Source organism: Pseudomonas sp. Arb-4-2C, assembly GCF_055755015.1.
Map to the genome: position 1 here is coordinate 2,694,842 of NZ_CM146899.1, position 22,754 is coordinate 2,717,595.

Consider the following 22,754-nt stretch of genomic DNA (forward strand, 5'->3'; position numbering starts at 1 on the left):
GGTTTTACTCAGGGACGGGTGAGCGCGTATATCCTTTACGCCTTGAATTCTTTTGTGACGGTTGGACCGCTTTCGCGAGCAGGCTCGCTCCCACATGGGTTTTGTGATCGACGCAAAATCACTGTGGCAGCGAGCCTGCTCGCGAAGAGGGTCTGACATCCACCACAGCAATATCTGGAACACCCCCATGCCCAACATTCTCCTGGTCGAAGACGACACCGCCCTCGCCGAACTGATTTCCAGCTACCTGGAGCGCAACGGCTATTCCGTCAGCGTGATCGGGCGTGGCGACCACGTGCGCGAACGGGCACGGATCAATCCGCCGGACCTGGTGATCCTCGACCTGATGCTGCCCGGCCTCGACGGCCTGCAGGTCTGCCGCCTGTTGCGCGCGGATTCGGCGACGCTGCCGATCCTGATGCTCACCGCCCGCGATGACAGCCACGATCAGGTGCTGGGCCTGGAAATGGGCGCCGACGATTACGTCACCAAACCGTGCGAGCCACGGGTGTTGCTGGCACGCGTGCGGACCTTGCTGCGCCGCAGCAGCCTCGGCGAACCGATGACCGTCAATGACCGGATCGTCATGGGCAACCTGTGCATCGACCTGTCCGAGCGCACCGTGACCTGGCGCGAACAACCGGTGGAGCTGTCCAGTGGCGAATACAATTTGCTGGTGGTGCTGGCCCGGCATGCCGGCGAAGTGCTGAGCCGCGATCAGATCCTGCAACGCCTGCGCGGCATCGAGTTCAACGGCACTGACCGCTCGGTGGACGTGGCGATTTCCAAGTTGCGGCGCAAATTCGACGACCACGCTGGCGAGGCGCGCAAGATCAAGACCGTCTGGGGCAAGGGTTACCTGTTCAGCCGTTCCGAATGGGAATGCTGAGCTGATGTTCAGAATCCTGTTTCGCCTGTACCTGGTGACGATTGTTTCCTATAGCGCGGCGATCTACCTGGTGCCGGATCTGGTGATCATGGCGTTCCGGGATCGCTTCATTACCTACAATCTCGACTATTCGCGCGGCCTGCAATCGCTGATCACCCGCCAGTTTCATGCCGTGCCGCATGATCAATGGCCGGCGCTGGCACAGTCGATGGACAAGGATTTCCAGCCGCTGCACATTGCTCTGGCGCGCATCGACGATGCCGAATTCACCACCGCCGAGCAGGCGCGTTTGCGTCGCGGGGACAACGTGGTGCGCATTGGCGACTGGGGTTGGCGTACGTTGGCGGTCACGCCGCTGAACGATGACGTTGCGGTGCAAATGGTGGTCCCGCCGGATCCGATGGACGTCAATCTGTTGTACTGGAGCATCAACGTGCTGATCGGCGCGAGCATGCTTGCCTGCCTGCTGCTGTGGATTCGCCCGCACTGGCGCGACCTGGAGCGTCTCAAAGGCGCTGCCGAGCGCTTCGGCAAGGGGCATCTGAGTGAACGTACGCAGATCCCCGGCAGCTCCAACATCGGCAGCCTGGCGAATGTCTTCGACACCATGGCCGGCGACATCGAGAACCTGCTCAACCAGCAGCGCGACCTGCTCAACGCGGTGTCCCACGAATTGCGCACGCCACTGACCCGGCTCGATTTCGGTCTGGCGCTGGCGCTGTCCGACGACTTGCCGGCGACCAGCCGCGAGCGCCTGCAGGGGCTGGTTGCGCACATTCGCGAACTGGATGAGCTGGTGCTGGAGCTGTTGTCCTACAGCCGCCTGCAAAATCCAGCGCAATTGCCCGAGCAGGTCGAGGTCTCGCTGGACGAGTTCATCGACAGCATTCTGGGCAGTGTCGATGAAGAGCTGGATTCACCGGACATCGTCATTGATGTGCTGCTGCACGGTCAGCTAGAACGCTTTTCGCTGGACCCGCGCCTGACCGCGCGGGCCATCCAGAACCTGCTGCGCAATGCCATGCGCTATTGCGAGAAACGCATTCAGATTGGCGTGCAGGTCAGCCCCGATGGCTGCGGGATCTGGGTCGACGACGATGGCATCGGCATTCCGGATGACGAGCGTGAGCGAATTTTCGAGCCGTTTTATCGGCTTGACCGCAGCCGCGACCGGGCCACCGGGGGATTTGGTCTCGGGTTGGCCATCAGCCGTCGGGCGCTGGAGGCGCAGGGTGGGACGTTGACGGTGGAGAGCTCGCCGTTGGGTGGGGCGCGGTTCCGGTTGTGGTTGCCTGACATGGCTTGAACCGAAATCTGTGGGAGCGGGCTTGCTCGCGAAGGCGTCCTGTCAGCTGACATGTTCATTGCTGATACACCGCATTCGCCAGCAAGCCCGCTTCCACAAGGGGCACGCTTGGGTCAGATCAATTGGTTCGATTGAATCAGGCCAACTCCGGCGGTCTGCATCCGCTCCATGGCCGCCGCCAGTGATCCGTCCCTATCAATGGCGCGACAGGCATCCAGCAGCACAAACGTATTGAACCCGGCCGCCCGCGCATCCAGCGCGGAAAACATCACGCAGAAATCCAGTGCCAGACCGACCATGTACACCGTGTCGATACCGCGCTCCTTCAGATAACCGGCCAGCCCTGTGGTGGTCCGTCGGTCCGCTTCGAGAAACGCCGAGTAACTGTCGATATCCGGATTACAGCCCTTGCGGATGATCAGTTGCGCGTGGGGCAGATCCAGTTTCGGATGAAACTCGGCGCCGGCCGTGCCTTGCACGCAATGTTCCGGCCAGAGTGTCTGTTCGCCGTAGGGCAACTGAATCACATCGTAAGGATTGCGCCCGGGGTGACTTGAGGCAAACGAGGCGTGGCCGGTTGGGTGCCAGTCCTGGGCAATGACCACCTGTTTGAACAGGCCGCCGAGGCGATTGATCAGCGGCACGATCAGATCGCCTTCGGGCACGGCCAATTGGCCGCCGGGGGTGAAGTCGTTCTGCACGTCAATGACCAGCAGGGCGGTGCGAGGTGAAATCTGCATCGGTGCTTCCTCCTTGGATAATCACCCGCTCAGCATAGTGGCAGCGGTCATTACGCGCTCAGCTTGTCGATCAAGTGTTGTGCCAGGTCTTCCAGCGCTGATGCCGGGTTGTGCCCGATCAACATCCAGGCATGTTCACCTTCGGTCCAGTACACCACGTTCATTTCATGCCGCCGTTCGTGAGCGAGTGGCCGACTGCCGCTGTTGGAACGGGTCACGCACAGTGCCAGCGGGCCATGCCTGGCATCCAGATACGTCAGTTGTGCAATCGGTACGCCGTCGTACTCGAGCATTTGCGCACGCTTGAGTTCGGCGCCTGGCAACTTCACCAGTGCCGGTGACAGATTCAGCCCCAACCGTGCGTCCACCGTGCGCAGTTGCGCACGTTGACTGGCTTCGTCGCTCGGCAGGTGGTCGAGGGTCTGTGGCACATAGAGCGCCATGTAGTCGCCCACCAGCGCGCGCCAGTTATGCGCTTGCTGCGCCTGCCAGGCGATAAACAGGCGATCGGCCAACACGCCGCCAACCAGCAGGCCTGCGGCGGTTGCACCGATAAACCAGCGCCGGCTCAGGCCCGCCCGCTGGGGCGCGGTGATGGCATCGAGGCGTGCCTGCAAACGCTCCAGTGGCGCCTGTTGCGCCAGTTCGTCATAGGCTTGCTTGTACGGCAGGCTGCTGCGGTCGAGCCATTGCACACGCAGGCTGAGCAACGGGTCGTCGGCAATCGCGCTGTCGAGCTGGCTGCGATAGGCCGGGTCCAGTTCATCATCGAGGTACGCCGTCAGTTGTTCGTCGGAGGGCTTGTTCATGGGTGGTCACCTCCGGTGGTTTTCGGCACGGCTTGCAGGGGCGGGTATTGCGCCAGTTTCAGGCGCGCGGTGGCCAGGCGACTCATGACCGTGCCGATCGGCACTTGCAGTATTTCGGCAACTTCGCGGTAGGACAAACCTTCGACATAGGCCAGGTACACGGTTTCGCGCTGGGCTTCGGGCAAGGCGTCGACCCGACGGATGACTTGCGCCGCCATGACGTGAGTCTGCGCGGCGTATTCGCCGTCGAAGGCCAGTTGACCGTCGGCATCGACCTGACCCGCGCCCTGACGGACCCGGCGTGCGCGCACTTCGTTGAGCCAGATCGAATGCAGAATGCTCAGCAACCAGCGATCCATGCGCGTGCCAGCCACATACTGACTGGCGCGCTCCAGTGCCCGCACACAGGTCGCCTGCACCAGATCCTCGGCCACGTGCCGATTGCGTGACAGCAGCAGACCGTAGCGCCACAGGCGTGCCAGGTGCTGTCCGAGTTCTGCTCTGAATGCCTGATCGCTGACGATGATGGCGTTCCTTTATCTATTTCAGGTTTTCGATGAATCGTTGATGGCTTCAGCCAGGTCCTGGTATTCCTCGCAAGAGGTGCCGCAGATCGATTTGATCCGCTGCAACTGTTCCTGCGCGAGGTCGACGCGGCCTTTGATCACATAGGCCTCGCCGAGGTATTCACGCACTTGCGCGTACTGCGGATCGAGTTTTACCGATTGCAGGTAATAGCGGATGCCTTCATCGGTGCGCCCCAGTTTCCGCGTGGCGTAACCACGGTAGTTGAGGGCCTTGGCGGTGTTCGGTTGTTTCAGGGTGTCGAGCAGCGCCAGGGCCTCTTCGTATCGACCGTCCTTGGCCAATCTGTAGGCGTAGTCGGTACGGTCGGCATCCGGCACGGCGCTGCTGGTCTGCATCACGCATTGCTTCGATTTGCTGTCCCAGACCTGGCCTTTGGGGCAGTTGGGTTTCTGCACGGGCGCGCTTTCATCACCGTTGGCAAACGCCATCGATGCGGACAACGCGGTCACCAGTAGCAACGGGGCGGCGAACATAACGGAACGGATAGTCATGGGCAAGGCTCCACAGTGGGTCATGTTTCACTTTGAACACCGCAGGACGGCAATTTATTCATTGCTTTGTCAGGGTCTGTTCAAGGTACGCGCAAATTGTGGCGTTATCCTCAGGAACGCCAGCCGTCCATCCAGCGTTGCCCGCCCGCAACGCTGCCCCACGAGGAACTGCCATGAAAGATCAGGTCCATCACTCCGCTGCTGCCGGCTACAAGACCGCCGCCGATACCTACGTCAAAGGCCGCCCCGACTATCCGCCGCAGGTCAGTCAGTGGCTGACGCAAACATTGGGCCTGGACAGTCACAAGACCGTCATCGATCTGGGCGCCGGCACCGGCAAGTTCACCGGGCGGCTGGCGGCGACTGATGCTCAGGTGATCGCCGTGGAACCGGTGCCGCAGATGCTGGAAAAGTTGTCCGCCGCCTGGCCTGAGGTGCTGGCCGTGAGCGGCACCGCGACGGATCTGCCATTGCCCGATGCATCGGTGGACGTGGTGGTCTGCGCACAGGCGTTTCACTGGTTCGCCACCCCCGAGGCCTTGACGGAGATTGCCCGGGTACTCAAGCCCGGCGGCAAGCTCGGCCTGATCTGGAACCTGCGCGACACACACGTCAGCTGGGTGCCGAAACTTGATGCGATCGTCAACGCCCTGGAGGGTGATACGCCGCGCTACTACACCGGCCAATGGCGTGAGGCGTTTCCGCATCCGGCGTTCGGTGCCCTGCAATTGCAGCAGTTTCACCATGGGCACACCGGATCGCCCGAAGACGTGATTTTCAATCGGGTGCGCTCCACCAGTTTCATTGCTGCACTGCCTCAGGCGCAGCGCGACAAGGTCGATGAACAGATCCGCGCATTGATTGCCTCGGAGCCGGCGTTACGCGGTCGGCATGTGCTGACGGTGCCTTATGAGACGGCGGCGTATGTGGCGGTGAAGGGCAGCTAGATCGGTGGTGCAGCTTTTCGCGAGCAGGCTCGCTCCCACAGGGGCAGTGGGTGACGGCAGAATCGCTGTTCACTGAAGATCAACGTGGCAGCGAGCCTGCTCACGAAGAGGCCGACCCAGTCCCGCATTTGGCCGAACCGCCATCGTGATGCCTTGTTATAGTTCGGGCCTCATTTTCTGCCCGGTAAAGGATCACTGCCATGTCTCAATACACCGCCTTCAGCGTCGAACTGGCCGACAACATCGCTCATGTGCAGATCAATCGACCGGAAAAGATCAACTCGATGAACGCCGCGTTCTGGAGCGAGATCGTCGAGATTTTCCAGTGGATCGATGACACCGACGAAGTGCGGGTGGTGGTGCTCAGCGGCAACGGCAAACACTTTTCCTCCGGCATCGACCTGATGATGCTCGCCGGCGTCGCCAATGAGCTGGGCAAGGACGTCGGCCGTAATGCGCGCCTGCTGCGGCGCAAGATCCTCACCCTGCAAGCCTCGTTCAACGCCGTCGACAATTGCCGCAAGCCGGTGCTGGCCGCGATTCAGGGCTACTGTCTGGGCGGCGCGATCGACCTGATCGCCGCCTGCGACATGCGTTACGCCGCTGAAGACGCGCAATTCTCGATCAAGGAAATCGACATCGGCATGGCCGCCGATGTTGGCACTTTGCAACGGTTGCCACGCATCATCGGCGACGGCATGCTGCGTGAGCTGGCTTACACCGCACGGACCTTTGGCGCCGAAGAGGCGCGCAGCATCGGTTTGGTCAATCGCGTGTACAGTGACAAGGAACTGCTGCTCGAAGGCGTGATGGACATTGCCCGCGACATCGCCGGCAAGTCGCCGATCGCGGTCATCGGCACCAAGGAAATGATCAGCTACATGCGCGACCATCGCATCGACGACGGTCTCGAATACGTTGCCACCTGGAACGCCGCCATGTTGCAATCCACCGACTTGCGCGTGGCCATGGCCGCCCATATGAGTAAACAGAAACCCGAATTTCTGGATTGAGAAACCATGACAGCTCGCTGGACCACTGCAGTACTGGACACCGATCAACCCGGCGGCTGGGCCGTGGCGCACAGCCCCGAAGGCTTTCTGTTCGATGACAACGGCGCGCTGTTCCCCCGGGAATGGCTCAAGTGTCAGGACTTGTCAGTCCTCGTCGAACACGGCATCGGCCATCTCGACGGCGAGCCGGTGTATCTGCTGGAGTTGCGCAGTTCCGGCGAAGTGCCGGGCTGCAGCTGGAAAGGCTTGCGGGCGTTCATGCTCGAAGGCGATCACACCGTTTACAAGGTGCTGGGTTATGCCGCTCAGATCGGCACCTGGGCGCGCGAACATCGCTTTTGTGGCAACTGCGGGCAGGCGATGGCGCAGGTGCCGGGCGAGCGGGCGATGTATTGCCAGCCGTGCGACCTGCGCAGTTATCCGCGCATTTCACCGAGCATGATTGTGCTGATCACGCGCGGTGACGAGATTTTGCTGGCGCGCTCTCCGCGCTTTGTCAGCGGGGTTTACAGCACGCTGGCCGGTTTTGCCGAGCCGGGCGAGTCGGCGGAAGACTGCCTGGTTCGCGAAGTGCGCGAGGAAGTCAGTATCGAGGTGAAGAACATCCAGTACATGGGCAGCCAGTGCTGGCCGTTCCCGCATTCGATGATGCTCGGCTTCCACGCCGAATACGCCGGGGGCGAGATCATCTGTCAGGAAGACGAGATCGAAGACGCCCAGTGGTTCAACGTGCACGATCTGCCGCCGTTGCCAGCGTCAAAATCGATTGCCCGTTACCTGATCGACGTCTACGTGGCGCGGCGCTTAGGCCACGCTGAACCAGTGCTGCCAGGCTAACCGCACGGTCAGCCCCAACACCACGGTGATGAACACCGGGCGAATGAACTTGGCGCCGCCGCTGATCGCGGTGCGCGCTCCGAAGAACGCGCCGACCATCACCGACAGGCCCATGCTCAGGCCGATGATCCAGTCCACCTGCCCGGAAAACACGAACACCGACAGCGCTGCAATATTGCTGACGAAGTTCATGCTGCGCGCCACGCCGCTGGCCTTGACCAGATCAATCGGGTAGAGCAGCAGACTGCTGACAGTCCAGAACGCGCCTGTGCCGGGGCCGGCCACGCCGTCGTAGAAACCGAGGCTGAAGCCCTGACTCGATTGCCATTTCTTCTTGATCGGCGCATCGCTGTCCAGCGGCGCCTTGGGCGTGCCGCCGAACAACAGATACACGCCGCAGGCGAAGACGATCACCGGCAGCATCTTGTTCAGCCATTCTGCCGGCAGGTAGTGGGCGACGATGGCGCCGGTCAGCGCGCCGACCAGAGTACCGATGATCGCGTGCGTCCACTGCCGAGGGTGGAACAGCTTGCGCCGGTAGAAGGTGAAACTGGCGGTGGCCGAACCGAAGGTCGAACTCAACTTGTTGGTGCCCAGCACCAGGTGTGGCGGCAGGCCAGCGGTGAGCAGCGCCGGGGTGGTCAGCAGACCGCCACCGCCGGCGATGGCGTCGATGAAACCGGCAATGAATGCGACGAGGGCCAGAACGGCCAGGGTAGTGAGGTCAACGCTGAGTTCGAAAGGCATGGAATCGGCTTATTCGGCAGGGCGCAGAAGGGCTGCGGGGAGGTCGGCCATGTTACCTGTATCCGGCTGTTGCGGCGACCCGTCGGACGCCTTCGCGAGCAAGCCCACTCCCACATGTTGCATCTGTGGGAGCGGGCTTGCTCGCGAAGAGGCCAGCTCAGGCACTGACTATTCAACTGTTGCCCACCCAACACCTCGACAACAAATCACCCTCCAACAATGCAACTCCATCAGCCTCAAGCCCAATAAAAACGGATCACTGCACCCTGGCACGCTTGCTGCTCTGACTCATTGACCTTCCCAATGTCCCGAGGACACGCCAATGAGCAAGCAAGCCGTGAAATTCGCCTACTGGGTGCCGAACGTCAGTGGTGGTCTGGTGGTCAGCAAGATCGAGCAGCGCACTGATTGGGGCATCGACTACAACCGCAAACTGGCGCAGCTCGCCGAGGCGGCGGGGTTTGAGTACGCCCTGACGCAGATCCGTTTCACCGCCGGCTACGGTGCCGAATTCCAGCATGAGTCGGTCGCATTCAGTCACGCACTGCTGGCCGCCACCAGCCAGCTCAAAGTGATCGCGGCGATCCTGCCGGGGCCGTGGCAACCGGCGCTGGCGGCCAAGCAATTGGCAACCATCGATCAACTCACCAACGGCCGGATCGCGGTGAACATTGTCAGTGGCTGGTTCAAGGGCGAGTTTCAGGCGATCGGCGAGCATTGGCTGGAACACGACGAGCGCTATCGGCGTTCCGAGGAGTTCATTCGTTCGCTGCGCGGGGTCTGGAGTCAGGACAACTTCAGCTTTCGCGGCGACTTCTACCGGTTCGACAATTACAGCCTCAAACCCAAACCGCTGGGGCGTCCGGAGATTTTCCAGGGCGGCAGCTCACGTGCCGCCCGAGACATGGCGGCGCGGGTGTCGGACTGGTATTTCACCAATGGCAACAGCGTCGAAGGGATCAAGGCGCAAGTCGATGACATCCGCGCCAAAGCGGCGGCGAACAATCATTCGGTGAAAATCGGTGTCAACGCCTTCGTCATCGCCCGCGACACCGAAGAAGAGGCGCGCGCGGTGTTGGCGCAGATCATCGAGCAGGCCGATCCGGACGCGGTGAATGCTTTTGGCGACGCCGCGAAGCAGGCGGGCAGGGCATCGCCAGAGGGTGAGGGCAACTGGGCGAAATCGACGTTCGAGGATCTGGTGCAATACAACGATGGCTTCAAGACCAACCTGATCGGTACGCCGTTGCAGATTGCCGAGCGGATTGTGGCGCTGAAGGCGGTGGGGGTGGATCTGGTGCTGGCGGGGTTCCTGCACTTTCAGGAGGAGGTGGAGTATTTCGGCAAACGAGTGTTGCCGTTGGTGCGGGAGCTTGAGGCTGAAAAGACTGCTGCAGTCGCCTGAACACCACAACCCCCTAAGGGGAGCGGGCTTGCTCACGAAGGCGGTGTGTCAGCGACATGGATGTTGGCTGACACGGCGCGTTCGCGAGCAAGCCCGCTCCCACATGTTTGACTTATGTGAAATTACAGACCGAGTTCGGACAGCCCCGGGTGATCATCCGGGCGCCGCCCCAGCGGCCAGTGGAATTTGCGCTCGCTTTCCTTGATCGGCATGTCGTTGATGCAGGCATAGCGCTGGAACATCAGGCCGTGCTCGTCGAACTCCCAGTTTTCATTGCCATAAGAGCGGAACCAGTTGCCCGAATCGTCGTGCCACTCATAGGCATAACGCACAGCGATGCGTGTGTCCGAATAGGCCCAGAGTTCCTTGATCAAGCGGTAATCCAGCTCCCTGGCCCATTTACGGGTCAGGAAGGCCTTGGCTTCTTCGCGGTTGTGGGCGAACTCGGCGCGGTTACGCCATTGGGTGTCCAGGGTATAGGCCAGCGACACCTTTTCGGGATCGCGGGAGTTCCAGCCGTCTTCGGCCAGACGCACTTTTTCAATGGCCGATTCACGGTTGAACGGCGGTAAAGGCGGACGCACTTGGGCAGCAGTCGACATTTTCAGTCTCCCGATCTAATTAACGATTAAACAACGGTCAGGCTTATTTAAGGCGTTACAGGTCCAATAACTTACGCGCCATGCATTGCGCATTATCAGCGGCACTGTGATCACCCATCACAAGCGCTACGGTAATGGCGCCGTCAATCAGGATCAGCAACTGTCTGGCGAGCATTTGCGGATCTTCGGTGCCATGTTCGGTACACAGCTCGCACAGGTAGTCAAGCAGCTTCTGTTTGTGGTCTTTGGCGACCTGACGCACCGGGTCTTGCGGGTCACCGGTTTCGCCACTGGTATTGATGAAGGCGCAGCCGCGGAAGCCTTCCGAGGCGAACCAGCCCTTGAGCACGGTAAACAGGTTGAGCAGGCGATCGGCCGGGGTTTCGGCCTGATCGACCGCGCTGCGATACCAGTGCATCCAGCGCACGTCGCGGCGTTGCAGAGCGGCGACAGTCAACTCCTCCTTGTTGGCGAAGTAGCGGTAGATGCTTTTTCTGGAGACGCCGGCGGTCTTCACCAGCAGATCCATGCCAGTGGCCGCGATGCCACTTTTGTAGATCAGCTTTTCGGTGACATCCAGAATGATGTCGCGGGTTTCATTGCTGGTTATTTCGTTCATGCGGCGAACAGTAGAACGATCGTTCTCCTTGGTCAAGTGGATATTTTGGTGTTTGCCATACCGCTTTCGCGAGCAGGCTCGCGCCCACCGGGATCGCCTTTCAACTGCAGGCGTGAGCCTGCTCGCGAAGGCATCATCACAGACAGTTACAAGACCCGAACCGAGCGATGGTGTAAGCTCTCGGGTTCTTCGGATTCGACCCATTGCGAGCCCTATGCCGTTGCTTTTCAAACGCTCTTTGCTGCCCAAACTGCGCAGCTTTCCGCTGACTGCCGAGGCTGTGACCATTCTGTCCGGCGCCGCCGAGTTCCGTCGCTGCCTGCTGGAGAAAATCGCCGAGGCGACCCAGCGCATCTACATCGTCGCGCTGTATCTGCAGCACGACGAGGCCGGTCAGGAAATCCTCGATGCCTTGCACGCCGCCAAGCTCAAGCGCCCGACGCTGGAAATTGTCGTGGTGGTCGACTGGCTGCGCGCCCAGCGCGGGCTGATCGGTGCCGGTAAACAACCGGGCAACGCAGCGTGGTACCAGGAAATGACCCGCACTCACCAGAGTGAAGTGCCGGTCTACGGCGTACCGGTGCAGACCCGCGAGCTGTTCGGCGTCCTGCACTTGAAAGGCTTCGTGATCGACGATTGCGTGGTCTACAGCGGTGCGAGCCTGAACAACGTGTACCTGCACAAGTTCGACAAGTACCGTTTCGACCGTTATCACGTGCTGCACAGCCGCGAACTGGCGGACTCGATGCACCATCTGGTCAAGCACGGCCTGATCGAATCCAAGGCCGTGCATCGCCTCGATCTGCCGAACCTGCCGACCACCCGCAGCCTGCGCAACGACATCGGCGACCTGCGCAGCCGTCTCAAATACGCGGCGTACGACACCAGTGCCGGCAGTACTGCACACACCGGCCTGTCGGTGAGTCCGCTGTTAGGCGTGGGCAAGAACAACCCGTTGAACCGGGTGATTGTCGAGCTGATCGCCAGTGCGCAACAGCAACTGACCATCTGCACGCCGTACTTCAATCTGCCGCTGCCGATCATCCGCGAGGTCAACCGTGCGCTGGCCCGAGGGGTGAAGATCGACATCGTGGTCGGCGACAAGACCGCCAACGATTTCTACATTCCGCCAAGCGAGCCGTTCAAGGTGATTGCGGCGCTGCCGTACCTGTACGAAATCAGCCTGCGCCGCTTCGCCAAGCGTCATCAGCGCAACATCGACAGCGGGCAGTTGAACCTGCACCTGTGGCGTGACGGCGACAACAGCTATCACCTCAAGGGCATGTGGGTCGACCAGCGCTATACGCTGCTGACCGGCAACAACCTCAATCCACGGGCATTTCGTCTGGACCTGGAAAACGCGTTGCTGATCGATGATCCGCAAGGCGAGTGGCTGCAGCCACGGGCGCAGGAGCAGGCAGAGATTTTCCGCAATACCACGCGGATTGCCAGCTTCCAGAACCTGGAGACCTTGCCGGAGTACCCGGCGGGGGTAGCGAAGTTTTTGAAGCGAGTGAGTCGGGTGCGGATCGAGCGGTTGCTCTACCGGATTTTGTAACCCTTCAAATCATGTCGTGCGGCTGACAATGCCTTCGCGAGCAAGCCCGCTCCCACAAGGGGGGGCTATGGCGACCACAAACAAGGTGATCGACACAGATCTACTGTGGGAGCGGGCTTGCTCGCGAAGGGCTGGTTCAGGCGTTACAAAAACTCAGTTCAGCCCCAACTTGCCACGCAATGTGGACAGGTCTTCAGCCAAAGTATTGACCGGCCCGACCAGCGCCTTGCGGTCGTTATCCTTCACTTTGTCGTAAGTCTCGAAACCACCGTCCTTGGTCTTGTACTTGGCAAGGATCTTGTCCACGGTGGCAAAGTTCTTGTCCACTTTGGCGACAAATGCCTTGTCCTGCTTCTCGATCTGAGGACGGAACAGGTCGACGATTTTCTTCGCGCCGTCGATGTTGCCCTGGAAGTCGTACAGATCCGTGTGGCTGTAGCGGTCTTCTTCACCGGAGATCTTGGTCGCGGCGACTTCTTCCAGCAGTGCAGCAGCGCCACCGACGACTTTTTCCGGCGGGAAGGTCAGGCCGGCGACGCGGGTCTGCAGGTCTTTCACGTCGCTGTCGAGCTTGTCTGCCAGAGTGCCCAGGCCTTCAGTGGTCTTTTCCGAGAACAACGAGTATTCGATGCGGTGGAAGCCGGTGAAGTCTTCGGCTTTCACACCTTTTTCGTGGTCGTCGACACGGGAGTCGATGGACGCATCGAGGTCACTGAACAGCTCGGCGATCGGCTCGATCGACTCGTAGTAAACGCGAGTCGGTGCGTAGAGCTTTTGCGCGGTGGCCAGATCACCTTTTTTCACAGCGTCGGTGAATTGTCTGGTGTGGCTGCCCAGCTCATCCAGTTGCTCAGTCACATAGATCTTGTAGTCCGAGACTGGCCCGACCAGATCCAGAGGCGCCGTCGCGGCGAAAGCCGAAAACGGGGTGTTGAGCAAACCGAGGGTCAGCAATAACGCGAGTGGCGACTTTTTCATGGAGCGGCTCCGAGGGCTTTTATGGTTATGCAGCTGTTTTGGGTTGTGTGGCATTAAGCAGTGAGCGACCGATGAAGTCCTTGTCGCTCGTGACACCCGGCAAGGTGAAGAAGTAGCCGCCGCCGACCGGTTTGAGGTATTCCTCAAGCGGCTCGCCGTTGAGCCGGGTCTGTACGGCAATGAAGCCTTTTTCCAGGTCGGCCTGGTAGCAGATGAACAGCAGGCCCATGTCGAGCTGGCCGTTCTTGTTCACGCCGTTGGAGTAGTTGAACGGGCGGCGCAGGATCAGATTGGCCTGACTCGCAGCGGTGCGCGGGTTGGCGAGACGGATGTGCGCGTCGAGCTTAGTCAGCTTGCCCTCCGGATCCTTGCTGTAGTCCGGAACCTCGGTCTCATGGTTGGCGCCCATCGGTGCGCCGGTGGTCTTGACCCGACCAATGATGCTTTCCTGCTCTTGCAACGGCGTACGGTCCCAGCGCTCGACGAAGTTGCGGATGATCCGTACCGCTTGATAGCTGCCGTGCGCCGCCCAGGCCGGCTCATCGTGGCCCGGTTGCACCCAGACGATCTTGTCCATCGCGTTGGCATCGTTGGAATCCGGGTTGGCCGAGCCATCACGGAAACCCAGGAAATTGCGCGCCGATTGCGCCGGCACACCCGGTTTCGCCGGAGCTTGCGGTGGCACGCTGCCTTCTTGTTTCCAGCGAACCAAGAGCAGGTCCGGCAGGTTCTTGACGATGTCGCGCAGGGCGTGGATGTTGGTGTCGGCAGTGTTCGAGCAGAACTGCAGGCTCAGGTCGCCGTGGCAGCAATCGGCCTCCAGCGCATCGTTGGGGAAGCCGACCATGCGTTGCAGGCGCTTCGGTTTGGCGTCGGCCAGACCAAAGCGCTCATCGAACAGCGACTCGCCCACCGACACGGTGATGGTCAGGTTGTCCGGGGTCACGACCGGGCCGAGGATGCCCGAATCCGGTGGTGGCAGTTTCGGGTCGATCTGTGCCACGGGGCCGCCCTTCATCAGGAACGCAATGCGCTCGTTGAGGGTGCGGAACAGCCGCTCCAGATCTTCGCGATCACTGGCCAGCACATCGAACGAAACGAACATGCCGGACGCCGGACGCGGGGTGACAATGCCGGTCTGGTGCACACCGTGGAAGTCGTGACGGTCTTCGGTCTTGTCGCTGCTCGGGGCTTCGGTGACTTGTGCCGGGGCCGCAGCCATGGCCGGGCAACTGAGGGCCGAACCGGCCAGCGCGACCCCCGCAACCCCCATGCCCATCAGGACGCGGCGACGTTGCAGATCGAGGTTTTCTAAATCTTTCATCGGTATTCGTCTTCTGCTTACAGGCCGGAAAGGCCGAGGGCGGGGTCGATGCCATCCAGAGCGTCAGCCAGGGCCTGAGCCTTGTCGGCGATCTGTTTGCGTTGTTCGCCACTGACCGTGTCGTAAGTGGCGTAGCCGTCCTTGACCTTGAAACTGTTCAATTCGTTGTCGAAATCACTCAGCGCCGCGTCGATTTTCGGCAGCAGCTCCGGCGCCGATTTGCTCAGCATTGGCCGCAGCAACTCGACCACCTTGTGTGCGGTTTCCAGGTTGCCGGCGAAACCGTTCAGGTCGCCGTGGCTGTAGCGCTCCTCTTCGCCGCTGGCGGCGCGCACGTCGGCCAGGGTGTTGAGGTTGCGCACCACGATGTTGACCAACTGCTCCGGCGGCAGGGACTGGGCCAGCAGTTGCTGTCTGAGCGTGGTGACGTCTGTCAGCAGGCGCTCGGCGACCGGGTTCAAACCATCGATTTTGCGCTGTTGGAACAGCGCATATTCGACTCGGTGGAAGCCGACGAAGGCCGGATCCTGTTCGCGTTTTTCGAAATAGTCGGCGCGGGCATTGATGCTGTTGTCCAGTTCGGCCAGGCGTTGCGCGGCCGGAGCCAGGCGCTGGTAAGCGGCACGCGCCGGCAGGTACAAAGCCTGTGCCTGGGCCAAGTCGCCGCTTTCAATCGCCTGATTCAACGCAGTCACCGCTTTGATCAGCGCGCTGCCCTGGCTGGCGAGGTACACACGAAACTCTGACAGTGGTCCGACGAAAGCGACCATCGACGGCTTGGCCTTCGCAGCAGCATCGGAAGCCGCCGTCGGCGTCACGTGCAGCACGCCACGCGGGTTGCTCAAGAGCCCGCAAGTGATGGCGTAGTCGCCGGGTTGCAGGTTGGCGTTGATCACCTGGCTGAGGCCCGGGGCGATGTTCTCGCGCTCTTCGATCACCAGCACGCCGTCGAGGATTTCCCATTCCACCGCCCGATCGGAGCGGTTGACGATACGGAAACTGGCGCGTCCGGCCGGTACGCTCAGTTCGTTCGGATCGCAACTGTGGGCGTTGATGTTGACCACCACTTCGTCATGGTTGTGCTGACGCTTGGCCGCCGCCATTTTCGAGGCGTAGTAGAACAAGCCACCGGCGGCGATCATCACGACCACCGAACCGGCCACCGCCCAGCGCAGCGCGCGGGGAGGGGAGGCCTGAGGAGTATTAGGCTTTGACATGGGTGCCCTTATTGGCTGGAAGCGGAAGACGAATTGGCAGGTTTGGGCGCAGCAGGCGCGGCAGGGTAGAAAAACATCACCAGCGCCACCACCAGATAGAGCAGATACGCGCCGAGGGTGCTGACGGTCGGCGCATCCTGATAGCCGAACATGCCGGCCAGCACCGAGCCCAACGGGCCATCCATCGGCAGCGTCGCGCTGAAGTCGAACAGCACGGTTTGCAGGTGATTCCAGAGGCCCGCTTCATGCAGGGCCTGCACCGAGTTGGCCAGAATCCCGGCGGCGACCACGAGGATGAACAGCCCGGTCCACTTGAAAAACGCCGACAGGTTCAAGCGCATGCTGCCGCTGTAGATCAGGAAGCCGACGATGATCGCCAGCACCAGGCCGAGCAGGGCACCGATCGGTGCTCCCGGGCCTTCGCTCTGCTGGAACACGGCAAGCAGAAAGAACACGGTTTCCAGTCCTTCGCGGGCCACGGCGAAGAACACCATGGCGATCAGCGCGATCACCTGATGCTTTGAAGACGTCAGGGCGTGATCCAGCGACGCCTGCAGCGAATGCTTGATCGAACGCGCGACCTTGCGCATCCAGAACACCATGGAACTGAGAATGCCGACGGCGACCAGCCCGACCACGCCCTCGAACAGTTCCTGTTGTTTTTGCGGGAACTCGGCGCTGACCAGCTCCAGGCCACCCCCGACCAGCAGCGCCAGCGCAGCGGCGAGAAACACGCCGATCCACACTGCCGGCATCCATAGGCCACGGCCGGTCTGTTGCAGGTAACTGGCGATGATGCCAACGATCAGGGCGGCTTCAATGCCTTCGCGCAGCATGATCAGAAAGGGAACGAGCATTGCGGCAACCATGAGTGATTTAGATAGGTGGCTAAGTTGTAACATAATGACACTCATTCCCAAATGGGGATGGTTGACATTTACCTGAACATTCGCTGAACGGCACGTTTTTTAGTCAGCCACTGTTCAACCTTGTGGGAGCGAGCCTGCTCGCGAAGGCCTCCTGTCATTCGGCACAGTTTTTACTGACCCACCGCTTTCGCGAGCAGGCTCACTCCTACAGGGATCTGTGTTGTGCCGAGGATGGCTGCGTTAAGATGCCCGTCACTGAAAAACAACAAGGTTTGCCTCGCTCCATGTCGGAAAAAGACACCATCGCCGTTCAACTGGTGCGTGAAGCGCTGCTGCAAAGTTGTGCTCCGGGCGTGGCCACGGAAGACGTCTTGAACAAGGTCGGGATTGATCCGGCGAAGCTGCTGAGCACAGAGGGCAGGGTGCCCGCTTCGCAATACGCGAAACTATGGCGTTTGCTGGCGCGGCGCGGCGATGACGAGTTCTTCGGCATGGATCCGCGTCAGCTCAAGTCCGGCAGCCTCGAATTTCTCTGTCGCAGCGCCATGGCGCAACCGACCCTGGCCGCTGGCTTGAGCACAGGGCTGAATTTCCTTTCGCTGATGCTGGAAAAAATGCCGGCGCAACTGCTGCACCAGCAGAGCCTGGCGGAAATCGTCCTGCTTGAAGATGATCCCGAACCACGACGGGCGTTCACGTATTTCACTTATTGGATGATCGTTCATGGCGTGGCCTGCTGGCTGGCGGGGCGGCGGATCCCGATTCTGGCGATCGAGTTGCGCTGCGCCGAGCCGGAGTTCTGCGACGACTATCGGGTGATGTTCTCGGAAAACCTGCGTTTCGATCGTCCGCGTACGCGGATGATCTTCGCCGCTGACTGCCTTGATCTGCCGATCAAGCGCACCGCCGAGGAACTGAAGCGCTTTCTGGCCCATGCGCCGGCGAACATTCTGGTGAAGTACCGCGACCCGGAGAGCCTCGCCAGCCGGATCAAGCAGGACCTGCGGCAGTTGCCCGCCGAGCAGTGGCCGGAAACCGAGACTCTGGCGCAACAGCTGTGCATGTCCGCCTCTACCTTGCGTCGGCGTTTGGCGGAGGAGGGGCAGACCTATCAAGGTCTCAAGGACAGCGTGCGCAAGGAACTGGCGATCACCTGGCTGGCGGAGCCTTCGATCAGTTTTGTCGAGATCGCGACGCGGCTGGGGTTTGCCGATGCGAGTTCGTTCTACAAGGCGTTTCGCAAGTGGTCGGGATCGAATCCGGGGCATTACCGTACGCTGATCCTGAACGAAGCAGTCTGATCCGGATTGCTTGCCGCCTGACCAGCCCCCTTCGGGAGCAAGCCCCCTCCCACCTTTGAAAATGCATGCTCCCTGTGATTGCAGCTTGCCTGGCAATCACAGGTGATCCTCCCTTTGAAATGCATCCTCCCTGTGATTTCAGCTTGCCTGGCAATCACAGGTGATCCCCCTTTGAAATGCATGCTCCCTGTCATTGCAGCTTGCTCGGCAATCACAGGTGATCCCCCTTTGAAATGCATGCTCCCTGTCATTGCAGCTTGCTCGGCAATCACAGGTGATCCCCCTTTGAAATGCATGCTCCCTGTGATTGCACCTTGCCTGACAGTCACAGGTGATCCTCCCTTTGAAATGCATCCTCCCTGTGATTGCACCTTGCCCGGCAATCACTGGTGATCCCTCCATTTGAAATGCATGCTCCCTGTGATTTCAGCTTGCCTGGCAGTCACAGATGATACCCCTTTGAAATGCATGCTCCATGTGATTGCAGCTTGCCCGGCAACCACAGGTGATCCTCCCTTTGAAATGCATCCTCCCTGTCATTGCAGCTTGCTCGGCAGTCACAGATGATCCCCCCTTTGAAATGCAATTCCCTGTGGGAGGGGGCTTGCTCCCGAAGGGGCCAGTCCCGGCGACACATCTGCGCAACCTTGGCCAAACCAGTCATCCAACTTGATGGCTTTGACCATTGCCGCATCCGCGCTGCAGCGCGACTATCCCTCTGTTGTTTACGGTTCCCAGCCTAATAAAAACACAGAGGGATTCTGGCAATGCGCGATTACTTGTCTGCCACCGAACAGTTCAACTATCAACACACTGTGGACGCTGCGCTCAGCGGCTCGCTGGAGGCGCTCAACGCCTGCGTCGAATGCTGCGACCGCCACGCCTTGCCGGGGCGCATTGCACTGTTCTGGGAGGGGCGCGACGGTGCAAGCGCCACGTACACCTTCAGCGATCTGCAGGACAAAGCCGCACGTTTCGCCAATTTCCTTCTCGCCCAGGGCGTGCAGAAGGGCGACAAGGTCGCCGGCCTGCTGCCGCGCAATATCGAATTGCTCATCACCGTGTTCGCCACCTGGCGCATTGGCGCGGTGTATCAACCTCTGTTTACTGCCTTCGGCCCCAAAGCCATCGAACATCGCCTGAACAGTTCCGGCGCCAAAGTGGTAGTCACCGACGCCATCAATCGGCCGAAACTCGCTGAAGTCGCCGCTTGTCCGACCGTGGTCACTGTCGGCGGCGCCAAAGGCGAGGGCATCGTCCGCGGTGATTTCAGTTTCTGGGCCGAACTGGCCAACTATTCCAGCGTCTGCGAACCGGTCCTGCTGACAGGCGAAGACCCGTTCCTGCTGATGTTCACTTCAGGCACCACTGGCCCGTCGAAAGCGCTGTCAGTGCCGCTCAAGGCCATCGTCGCATTCCAGAGCTACACCCGCGATGCGGTGGATCTGCGCCCCGAAGACTCGTTCTGGAACGTCGCCGACCCGGGCTGGGCCTACGGCATCTATTTCGGCGTCACCGGCCCGATGTCGATGGGGCATCCGATCACTTTTTACGACGGTCCGTTCACCCTCGAAAGTACCTGCCGGGTGATCAACAAATATGGCATCACCAACCTCACCGGCTCGCCGACGGCGTATCGCCTGTTGATTGCCGGCGGCAACGAGTTCGCCAAGTCGATCAAGGGCAGGCTGCGCATCGTCAGCAGCGCCGGCGAGCCGCTGAACCCGGAAGTGATCCGCTGGTTCGCCGACAACCTCGGCGTGGTCATTCACGACCATTACGGCCAGACCGAACTGGGCATGGTCCTGTGCAACCACCATGGCCTGGAACACCCGATCCACCTCGGCGCCGCTGGTTTCGCCTCGCCGGGCCATCGCATCGTGGTGCTCGACGAGCGGTACAGCGAACTCGGCGTCGGCCAGCCTGGCATTCTCGCCATCGACCGTACTCAATCGCCGATGTGCTGGTTCGGCGGCTACGAAGGCGTGCCGACCAAAGCCTTCGTCGGCAACTATTACCTGAGCGGCGACACCGTGGAATGGAACCCGGACGGCAGCATCAGCTTTGTCGGGCGCAGCGATGACGTGATCACCACCTCGGGTTACCGCGTGGGGCCGTTCGACGTCGAAAGCGCATTGATCGAGCACCCGGCAGTGGTCGAGGCGGCAGTGGTCGGCAAGCCGGACCCGGAGCGCACCGAACTGGTCAAAGCCTTCGTCGTGCTCAACCCGCAATACCGCGCGGAACCCGCGCTGGCTGAAGAGTTGCGCCAACACGTGCGCAAGCGTCTGGCCACGCATTCGTATCCGCGTGAAATCGAATTTGTCAGCGAATTGCCGAAAACCCCAAGCGGCAAATTGCAGCGCTTTATCTTGCGCAACCAGGAAATCGCCAAGGCTCAAGAGGCCGCGGCGCACAACGTTTCAGCTTGAATCAGGAAGTCAGTCATGCAGATCGAGAACAAGGTTTTTATCGTCACTGGCGGCGCGTCCGGCCTGGGCGCGGCCACCGCTGAATGGCTGGTCAACGCCGGCGCCAAAGTGATGCTGGTGGACATGAACGCCGAAGCGCTTGCCGCGCAGGCCCAACGCCTCGGCGCGCAAAGTGTTGTCGCCGATATCAGCAACGAAGCCGCCGCCGAGGCCGCCGTGCAGGCGACCGTCAAAGCCTTTGGCAACCTCAACGGCCTGGTCAACTGCGCCGGCATCGTCCGGGGCGAGAAGATCCTCGGCAAGAACGGCCCGCACACGCTGTCCAGTTTTGCCCAGGTGATCAACGTCAACCTGATCGGCAGCTTCAACATGCTGCGCCTGGCGGCAGCGGCCATCGCCGAGAGCGAAGCCAACGCCGACGGCGAGCGCGGGGTGATCATCAACACCGCGTCGGTGGCGGCGTTTGACGGCCAGATCGGCCAGGCGGCGTACTCGGCCTCCAAAGGCGCGATCGCCAGCCTGACCCTGCCGGCTGCCCGTGAACTGGCGCGCTTCGGCATCCGCGTGATGACCATCGCCCCGGGCATTTTCGAAACCCCGATGATGGCCGGCATGACCCCGGAAGTCCGTGAGTCGCTGGCCGCTGGCGTACCGTTCCCGCCGCGCCTGGGCAAACCGGCCGAGTACGCCGCACTGGTTCGGCATATCATCGAAAACAGCATGCTCAATGGTGAGGTGATCCGTCTCGACGGCGCCTTGCGCATGGCCGCCAAGTAAGGAGGATTTGTCATGACTATTTCCAACGATCCGATTGTTATCGTCAGCGCCGTCCGCACCCCGATGGGCGGTTTTCAGGGCGAACTGAAAAGCCTCACCGCCCCACAACTCGGCGCTGCCGCGATCAAGGCTGCAGTGGAACGCGCCGGGGTTGCCAGCGACGCGGTCGACGAAGTGCTGTTCGGTTGCGTATTGCCGGCCGGCCTCGGCCAGGCGCCTGCACGCCAAGCTGCACTGGGTGCCGGACTGGATAAATTCACCCGTTGCACCACGGTCAACAAGATGTGCGGCTCGGGCATGGAAACCACCATTCTCGCTCACGACATGCTGATCGCTGGCAGCGCCGATGTGGTGATTGCCGGCGGCATGGAAAGCATGTCCAACTCGCCTTACCTGCTGGACCGTGCCCGCGCCGGTTACCGCATGGGCCATGGCCGGGTGCTCGACTCGATGTTCCTCGACGGCCTCGAAGACGCCTATGACAAGGGTCGCCTGATGGGCACCTTCGCCGAAGATTGCGCCGAAACCAACGACTTCAGCCGCGAAGCGCAGGACGCTTTTGCCATCGCCTCGACCACCCGCGCCCAGCAGGCGATCAAGGATGGCAGTTTCAAGGCGGAAATCGTGCCGCTGAGCGTAACTGTTGGCAAGGAACAGGTCCTGATCAGCAACGACGAGCAGCCGCCAAAAGCCAAGCTGGACAAGGTCGCCTCGCTGAAACCGGCGTTTCGTGAAGGCGGCACAGTGACGGCGGCCAACTCCAGTTCGATCTCCGATGGCGCGGCGGCACTGGTGCTGATGCGCCAGTCGCAGGCGCAGAAACTCGGTCTGAAACCACTGGCAGTGATTCACGGTCACTCGGCGTTTGCCGACACCCCGGGGCTGTTCCCAGTGGCGCCGATTGGTGCGATCAAGAAGCTGGTGAAGAAGACCGGTTGGGCGTTGAACGAGGTCGATCTGTTCGAAATCAACGAAGCGTTCGCCGTGGTCGCGATGGCGGCGATGACCCATCTGGAAATCCCCCACGACAAACTCAACGTGCATGGCGGCGCCTGCGCCCTGGGCCATCCGATCGGTGCGTCAGGTGCGCGGATTCTGGTGACCTTGCTCTCGGCCCTGCGCCAGAAAGGCTTGAAACGCGGGATTGCGGCAATCTGCATCGGCGGCGGTGAAGCCACGGCGATGGCCGTGGAATGCGTTTACTAAGATCAACACCCATCCCGATTGTGGGAGGGGGCTTGCTCCCGAAGGCGGTGTGTCATTCAGAGATTATTTGACTGACACGGCCTCTTCGGGAGCTAGCCT

Annotated in this window: 22 protein-coding genes; 11 read left to right on the top strand and 11 right to left on the bottom strand. The window is 61.0% G+C overall.

Going from position 1 to position 22,754, the window contains the following annotated elements; all coding sequences use genetic code 11:
* Positions 1-187 precede the first annotated feature (187 nt).
* Together AC0J41_RS12070 and AC0J41_RS12075 are read left to right on the top strand one after the other, a co-directional pair.
* Positions 188-889, top strand: a complete 702-nt coding sequence (locus tag AC0J41_RS12070) for a response regulator (protein ID WP_003224662.1) — start codon at positions 188-190, stop codon at positions 887-889.
* Between the two features lie 4 nt (positions 890-893).
* Positions 894-2,195: an ATP-binding protein gene (locus tag AC0J41_RS12075; protein WP_025109925.1), complete on the top strand. Its 1,302-nt coding sequence runs from the start codon at positions 894-896 to the stop codon at positions 2,193-2,195.
* Positions 2,196-2,308: 113 nt separating this feature from the next.
* Here the strand turns inward: AC0J41_RS12075 and pncA are convergent, their stop codons facing one another.
* The 4 genes from pncA to AC0J41_RS12095 all read right to left on the bottom strand — a co-directional run bounded on the left by pncA (position 2,309) and on the right by AC0J41_RS12095 (position 4,823).
* Positions 2,309-2,935, bottom strand: a complete 627-nt coding sequence (gene pncA, locus AC0J41_RS12080) for a bifunctional nicotinamidase/pyrazinamidase (protein WP_473015698.1) — start codon at positions 2,933-2,935, stop codon at positions 2,309-2,311.
* Between the two features lie 50 nt (positions 2,936-2,985).
* The gene (locus AC0J41_RS12085; protein ID WP_473015699.1) at positions 2,986-3,744 is read right to left on the bottom strand and encodes an anti-sigma factor family protein; all 759 of its coding nucleotides are present in this window, start codon (positions 3,742-3,744) and stop codon (positions 2,986-2,988) included.
* Positions 3,741-4,226 carry an RNA polymerase sigma factor gene (locus tag AC0J41_RS12090; RefSeq protein ID WP_371262565.1) on the bottom strand — a complete coding sequence of 162 codons (486 nt, stop codon included), beginning with the start codon at positions 4,224-4,226 and terminating at the stop codon, positions 3,741-3,743. The genes AC0J41_RS12085 and AC0J41_RS12090 overlap by 4 nt, the downstream gene beginning before the upstream one ends.
* A gap of 63 nt (positions 4,227-4,289) precedes the next feature.
* Entirely contained in the window at positions 4,290-4,823 is a 534-nt protein-coding gene (locus AC0J41_RS12095; protein ID WP_473015700.1) for a tetratricopeptide repeat protein, read from the bottom strand.
* 173 nt (positions 4,824-4,996) lie between these two features.
* Here AC0J41_RS12095 and AC0J41_RS12100 point away from each other — a divergent pair, with 173 nt between their 5' ends.
* The 3 genes from AC0J41_RS12100 to nudC all read left to right on the top strand — a co-directional run bounded on the left by AC0J41_RS12100 (position 4,997) and on the right by nudC (position 7,620).
* Entirely contained in the window at positions 4,997-5,770 is a 774-nt protein-coding gene (locus tag AC0J41_RS12100) for a class I SAM-dependent methyltransferase (protein WP_473015701.1), read from the top strand.
* A 200-nt stretch (positions 5,771-5,970) separates the two neighbouring features.
* Positions 5,971-6,783 carry a crotonase/enoyl-CoA hydratase family protein gene (locus AC0J41_RS12105; protein ID WP_473015702.1) on the top strand — a complete coding sequence of 271 codons (813 nt, stop codon included), beginning with the start codon at positions 5,971-5,973 and terminating at the stop codon, positions 6,781-6,783.
* Positions 6,784-6,789: 6 nt separating this feature from the next.
* The gene (nudC, locus tag AC0J41_RS12110; RefSeq protein WP_473015704.1) at positions 6,790-7,620 is read left to right on the top strand and encodes an NAD(+) diphosphatase; all 831 of its coding nucleotides are present in this window, start codon (positions 6,790-6,792) and stop codon (positions 7,618-7,620) included.
* On the opposite strand, the gene AC0J41_RS12115 is transcribed toward nudC, so the two are convergent.
* Positions 7,588-8,367, bottom strand: coding sequence for a TSUP family transporter (locus tag AC0J41_RS12115; RefSeq protein ID WP_025109917.1), 780 nt, complete (start codon positions 8,365-8,367; stop codon positions 7,588-7,590). The genes nudC and AC0J41_RS12115 overlap by 33 nt on opposite strands.
* Positions 8,368-8,689: 322 nt before the next feature.
* On the opposite strand from AC0J41_RS12115, the gene sfnG reads away from it, so the two are divergent.
* On the top strand, positions 8,690-9,772 hold the full coding sequence (gene sfnG / locus AC0J41_RS12120) for a dimethylsulfone monooxygenase SfnG (protein ID WP_025109916.1): 1,083 nt from the start codon (positions 8,690-8,692) through the stop codon (positions 9,770-9,772).
* 122 nt (positions 9,773-9,894) lie between these two features.
* Here sfnG and AC0J41_RS12125 read toward each other — a convergent pair whose 3' ends face one another.
* Together AC0J41_RS12125 and AC0J41_RS12130 are read right to left on the bottom strand one after the other, a co-directional pair.
* Positions 9,895-10,374 (bottom strand): nuclear transport factor 2 family protein, encoded by a 480-nt coding sequence (locus tag AC0J41_RS12125; RefSeq protein ID WP_473015706.1) that lies wholly within the window; start codon positions 10,372-10,374, stop codon positions 9,895-9,897.
* Positions 10,375-10,429: 55 nt separating this feature from the next.
* Positions 10,430-10,993, bottom strand: coding sequence for a TetR/AcrR family transcriptional regulator (locus tag AC0J41_RS12130; RefSeq protein ID WP_473015707.1), 564 nt, complete (start codon positions 10,991-10,993; stop codon positions 10,430-10,432).
* 214 nt (positions 10,994-11,207) lie between these two features.
* On the opposite strand from AC0J41_RS12130, the gene pssA reads away from it, so the two are divergent.
* Positions 11,208-12,551, top strand: a complete 1,344-nt coding sequence (gene pssA / locus AC0J41_RS12135) for a CDP-diacylglycerol--serine O-phosphatidyltransferase (RefSeq protein ID WP_473015709.1) — start codon at positions 11,208-11,210, stop codon at positions 12,549-12,551.
* A 153-nt stretch (positions 12,552-12,704) separates the two neighbouring features.
* Here the strand turns inward: pssA and efeO (AC0J41_RS12140) are convergent, their stop codons facing one another.
* From efeO (AC0J41_RS12140) to efeU, 4 genes are read right to left on the bottom strand one after another with little or no spacing between them, the layout of a single operon-like run.
* Positions 12,705-13,529, bottom strand: coding sequence for an iron uptake system protein EfeO (gene efeO / locus AC0J41_RS12140; RefSeq protein WP_473015711.1), 825 nt, complete (start codon positions 13,527-13,529; stop codon positions 12,705-12,707).
* Positions 13,530-13,554: 25 nt separating this feature from the next.
* A complete protein-coding gene (gene efeB, locus AC0J41_RS12145; RefSeq protein ID WP_025109911.1) occupies positions 13,555-14,853 on the bottom strand; it encodes an iron uptake transporter deferrochelatase/peroxidase subunit in 1,299 nt (432 codons plus the stop codon).
* Positions 14,854-14,870: 17 nt separating this feature from the next.
* Positions 14,871-16,070 carry an iron uptake system protein EfeO gene (efeO, locus tag AC0J41_RS12150; RefSeq protein WP_473015712.1) on the bottom strand — a complete coding sequence of 400 codons (1,200 nt, stop codon included), beginning with the start codon at positions 16,068-16,070 and terminating at the stop codon, positions 14,871-14,873.
* A gap of 8 nt (positions 16,071-16,078) precedes the next feature.
* Positions 16,079-16,927: an iron uptake transporter permease EfeU gene (gene efeU / locus AC0J41_RS12155; protein ID WP_473015713.1), complete on the bottom strand. Its 849-nt coding sequence runs from the start codon at positions 16,925-16,927 to the stop codon at positions 16,079-16,081.
* Positions 16,928-17,223: 296 nt separating this feature from the next.
* Between efeU and AC0J41_RS12160 the strand changes: the two genes are divergently transcribed.
* The 4 genes from AC0J41_RS12160 (at position 17,224) to AC0J41_RS12175 (ending at position 22,655) form a co-directional block, all read left to right on the top strand.
* Positions 17,224-18,240 (top strand): AraC family transcriptional regulator, encoded by a 1,017-nt coding sequence (locus AC0J41_RS12160; protein WP_473015714.1) that lies wholly within the window; start codon positions 17,224-17,226, stop codon positions 18,238-18,240.
* A 767-nt stretch (positions 18,241-19,007) separates the two neighbouring features.
* Positions 19,008-20,672 carry an AMP-binding protein gene (locus AC0J41_RS12165; RefSeq protein WP_473015715.1) on the top strand — a complete coding sequence of 555 codons (1,665 nt, stop codon included), beginning with the start codon at positions 19,008-19,010 and terminating at the stop codon, positions 20,670-20,672.
* 15 nt (positions 20,673-20,687) lie between these two features.
* Positions 20,688-21,449 (top strand): SDR family NAD(P)-dependent oxidoreductase, encoded by a 762-nt coding sequence (locus tag AC0J41_RS12170; protein WP_473015716.1) that lies wholly within the window; start codon positions 20,688-20,690, stop codon positions 21,447-21,449.
* A gap of 12 nt (positions 21,450-21,461) precedes the next feature.
* The gene (locus tag AC0J41_RS12175) at positions 21,462-22,655 is read left to right on the top strand and encodes an acetyl-CoA C-acyltransferase (protein ID WP_473015717.1); all 1,194 of its coding nucleotides are present in this window, start codon (positions 21,462-21,464) and stop codon (positions 22,653-22,655) included.
* Positions 22,656-22,754 lie beyond the last annotated feature (99 nt).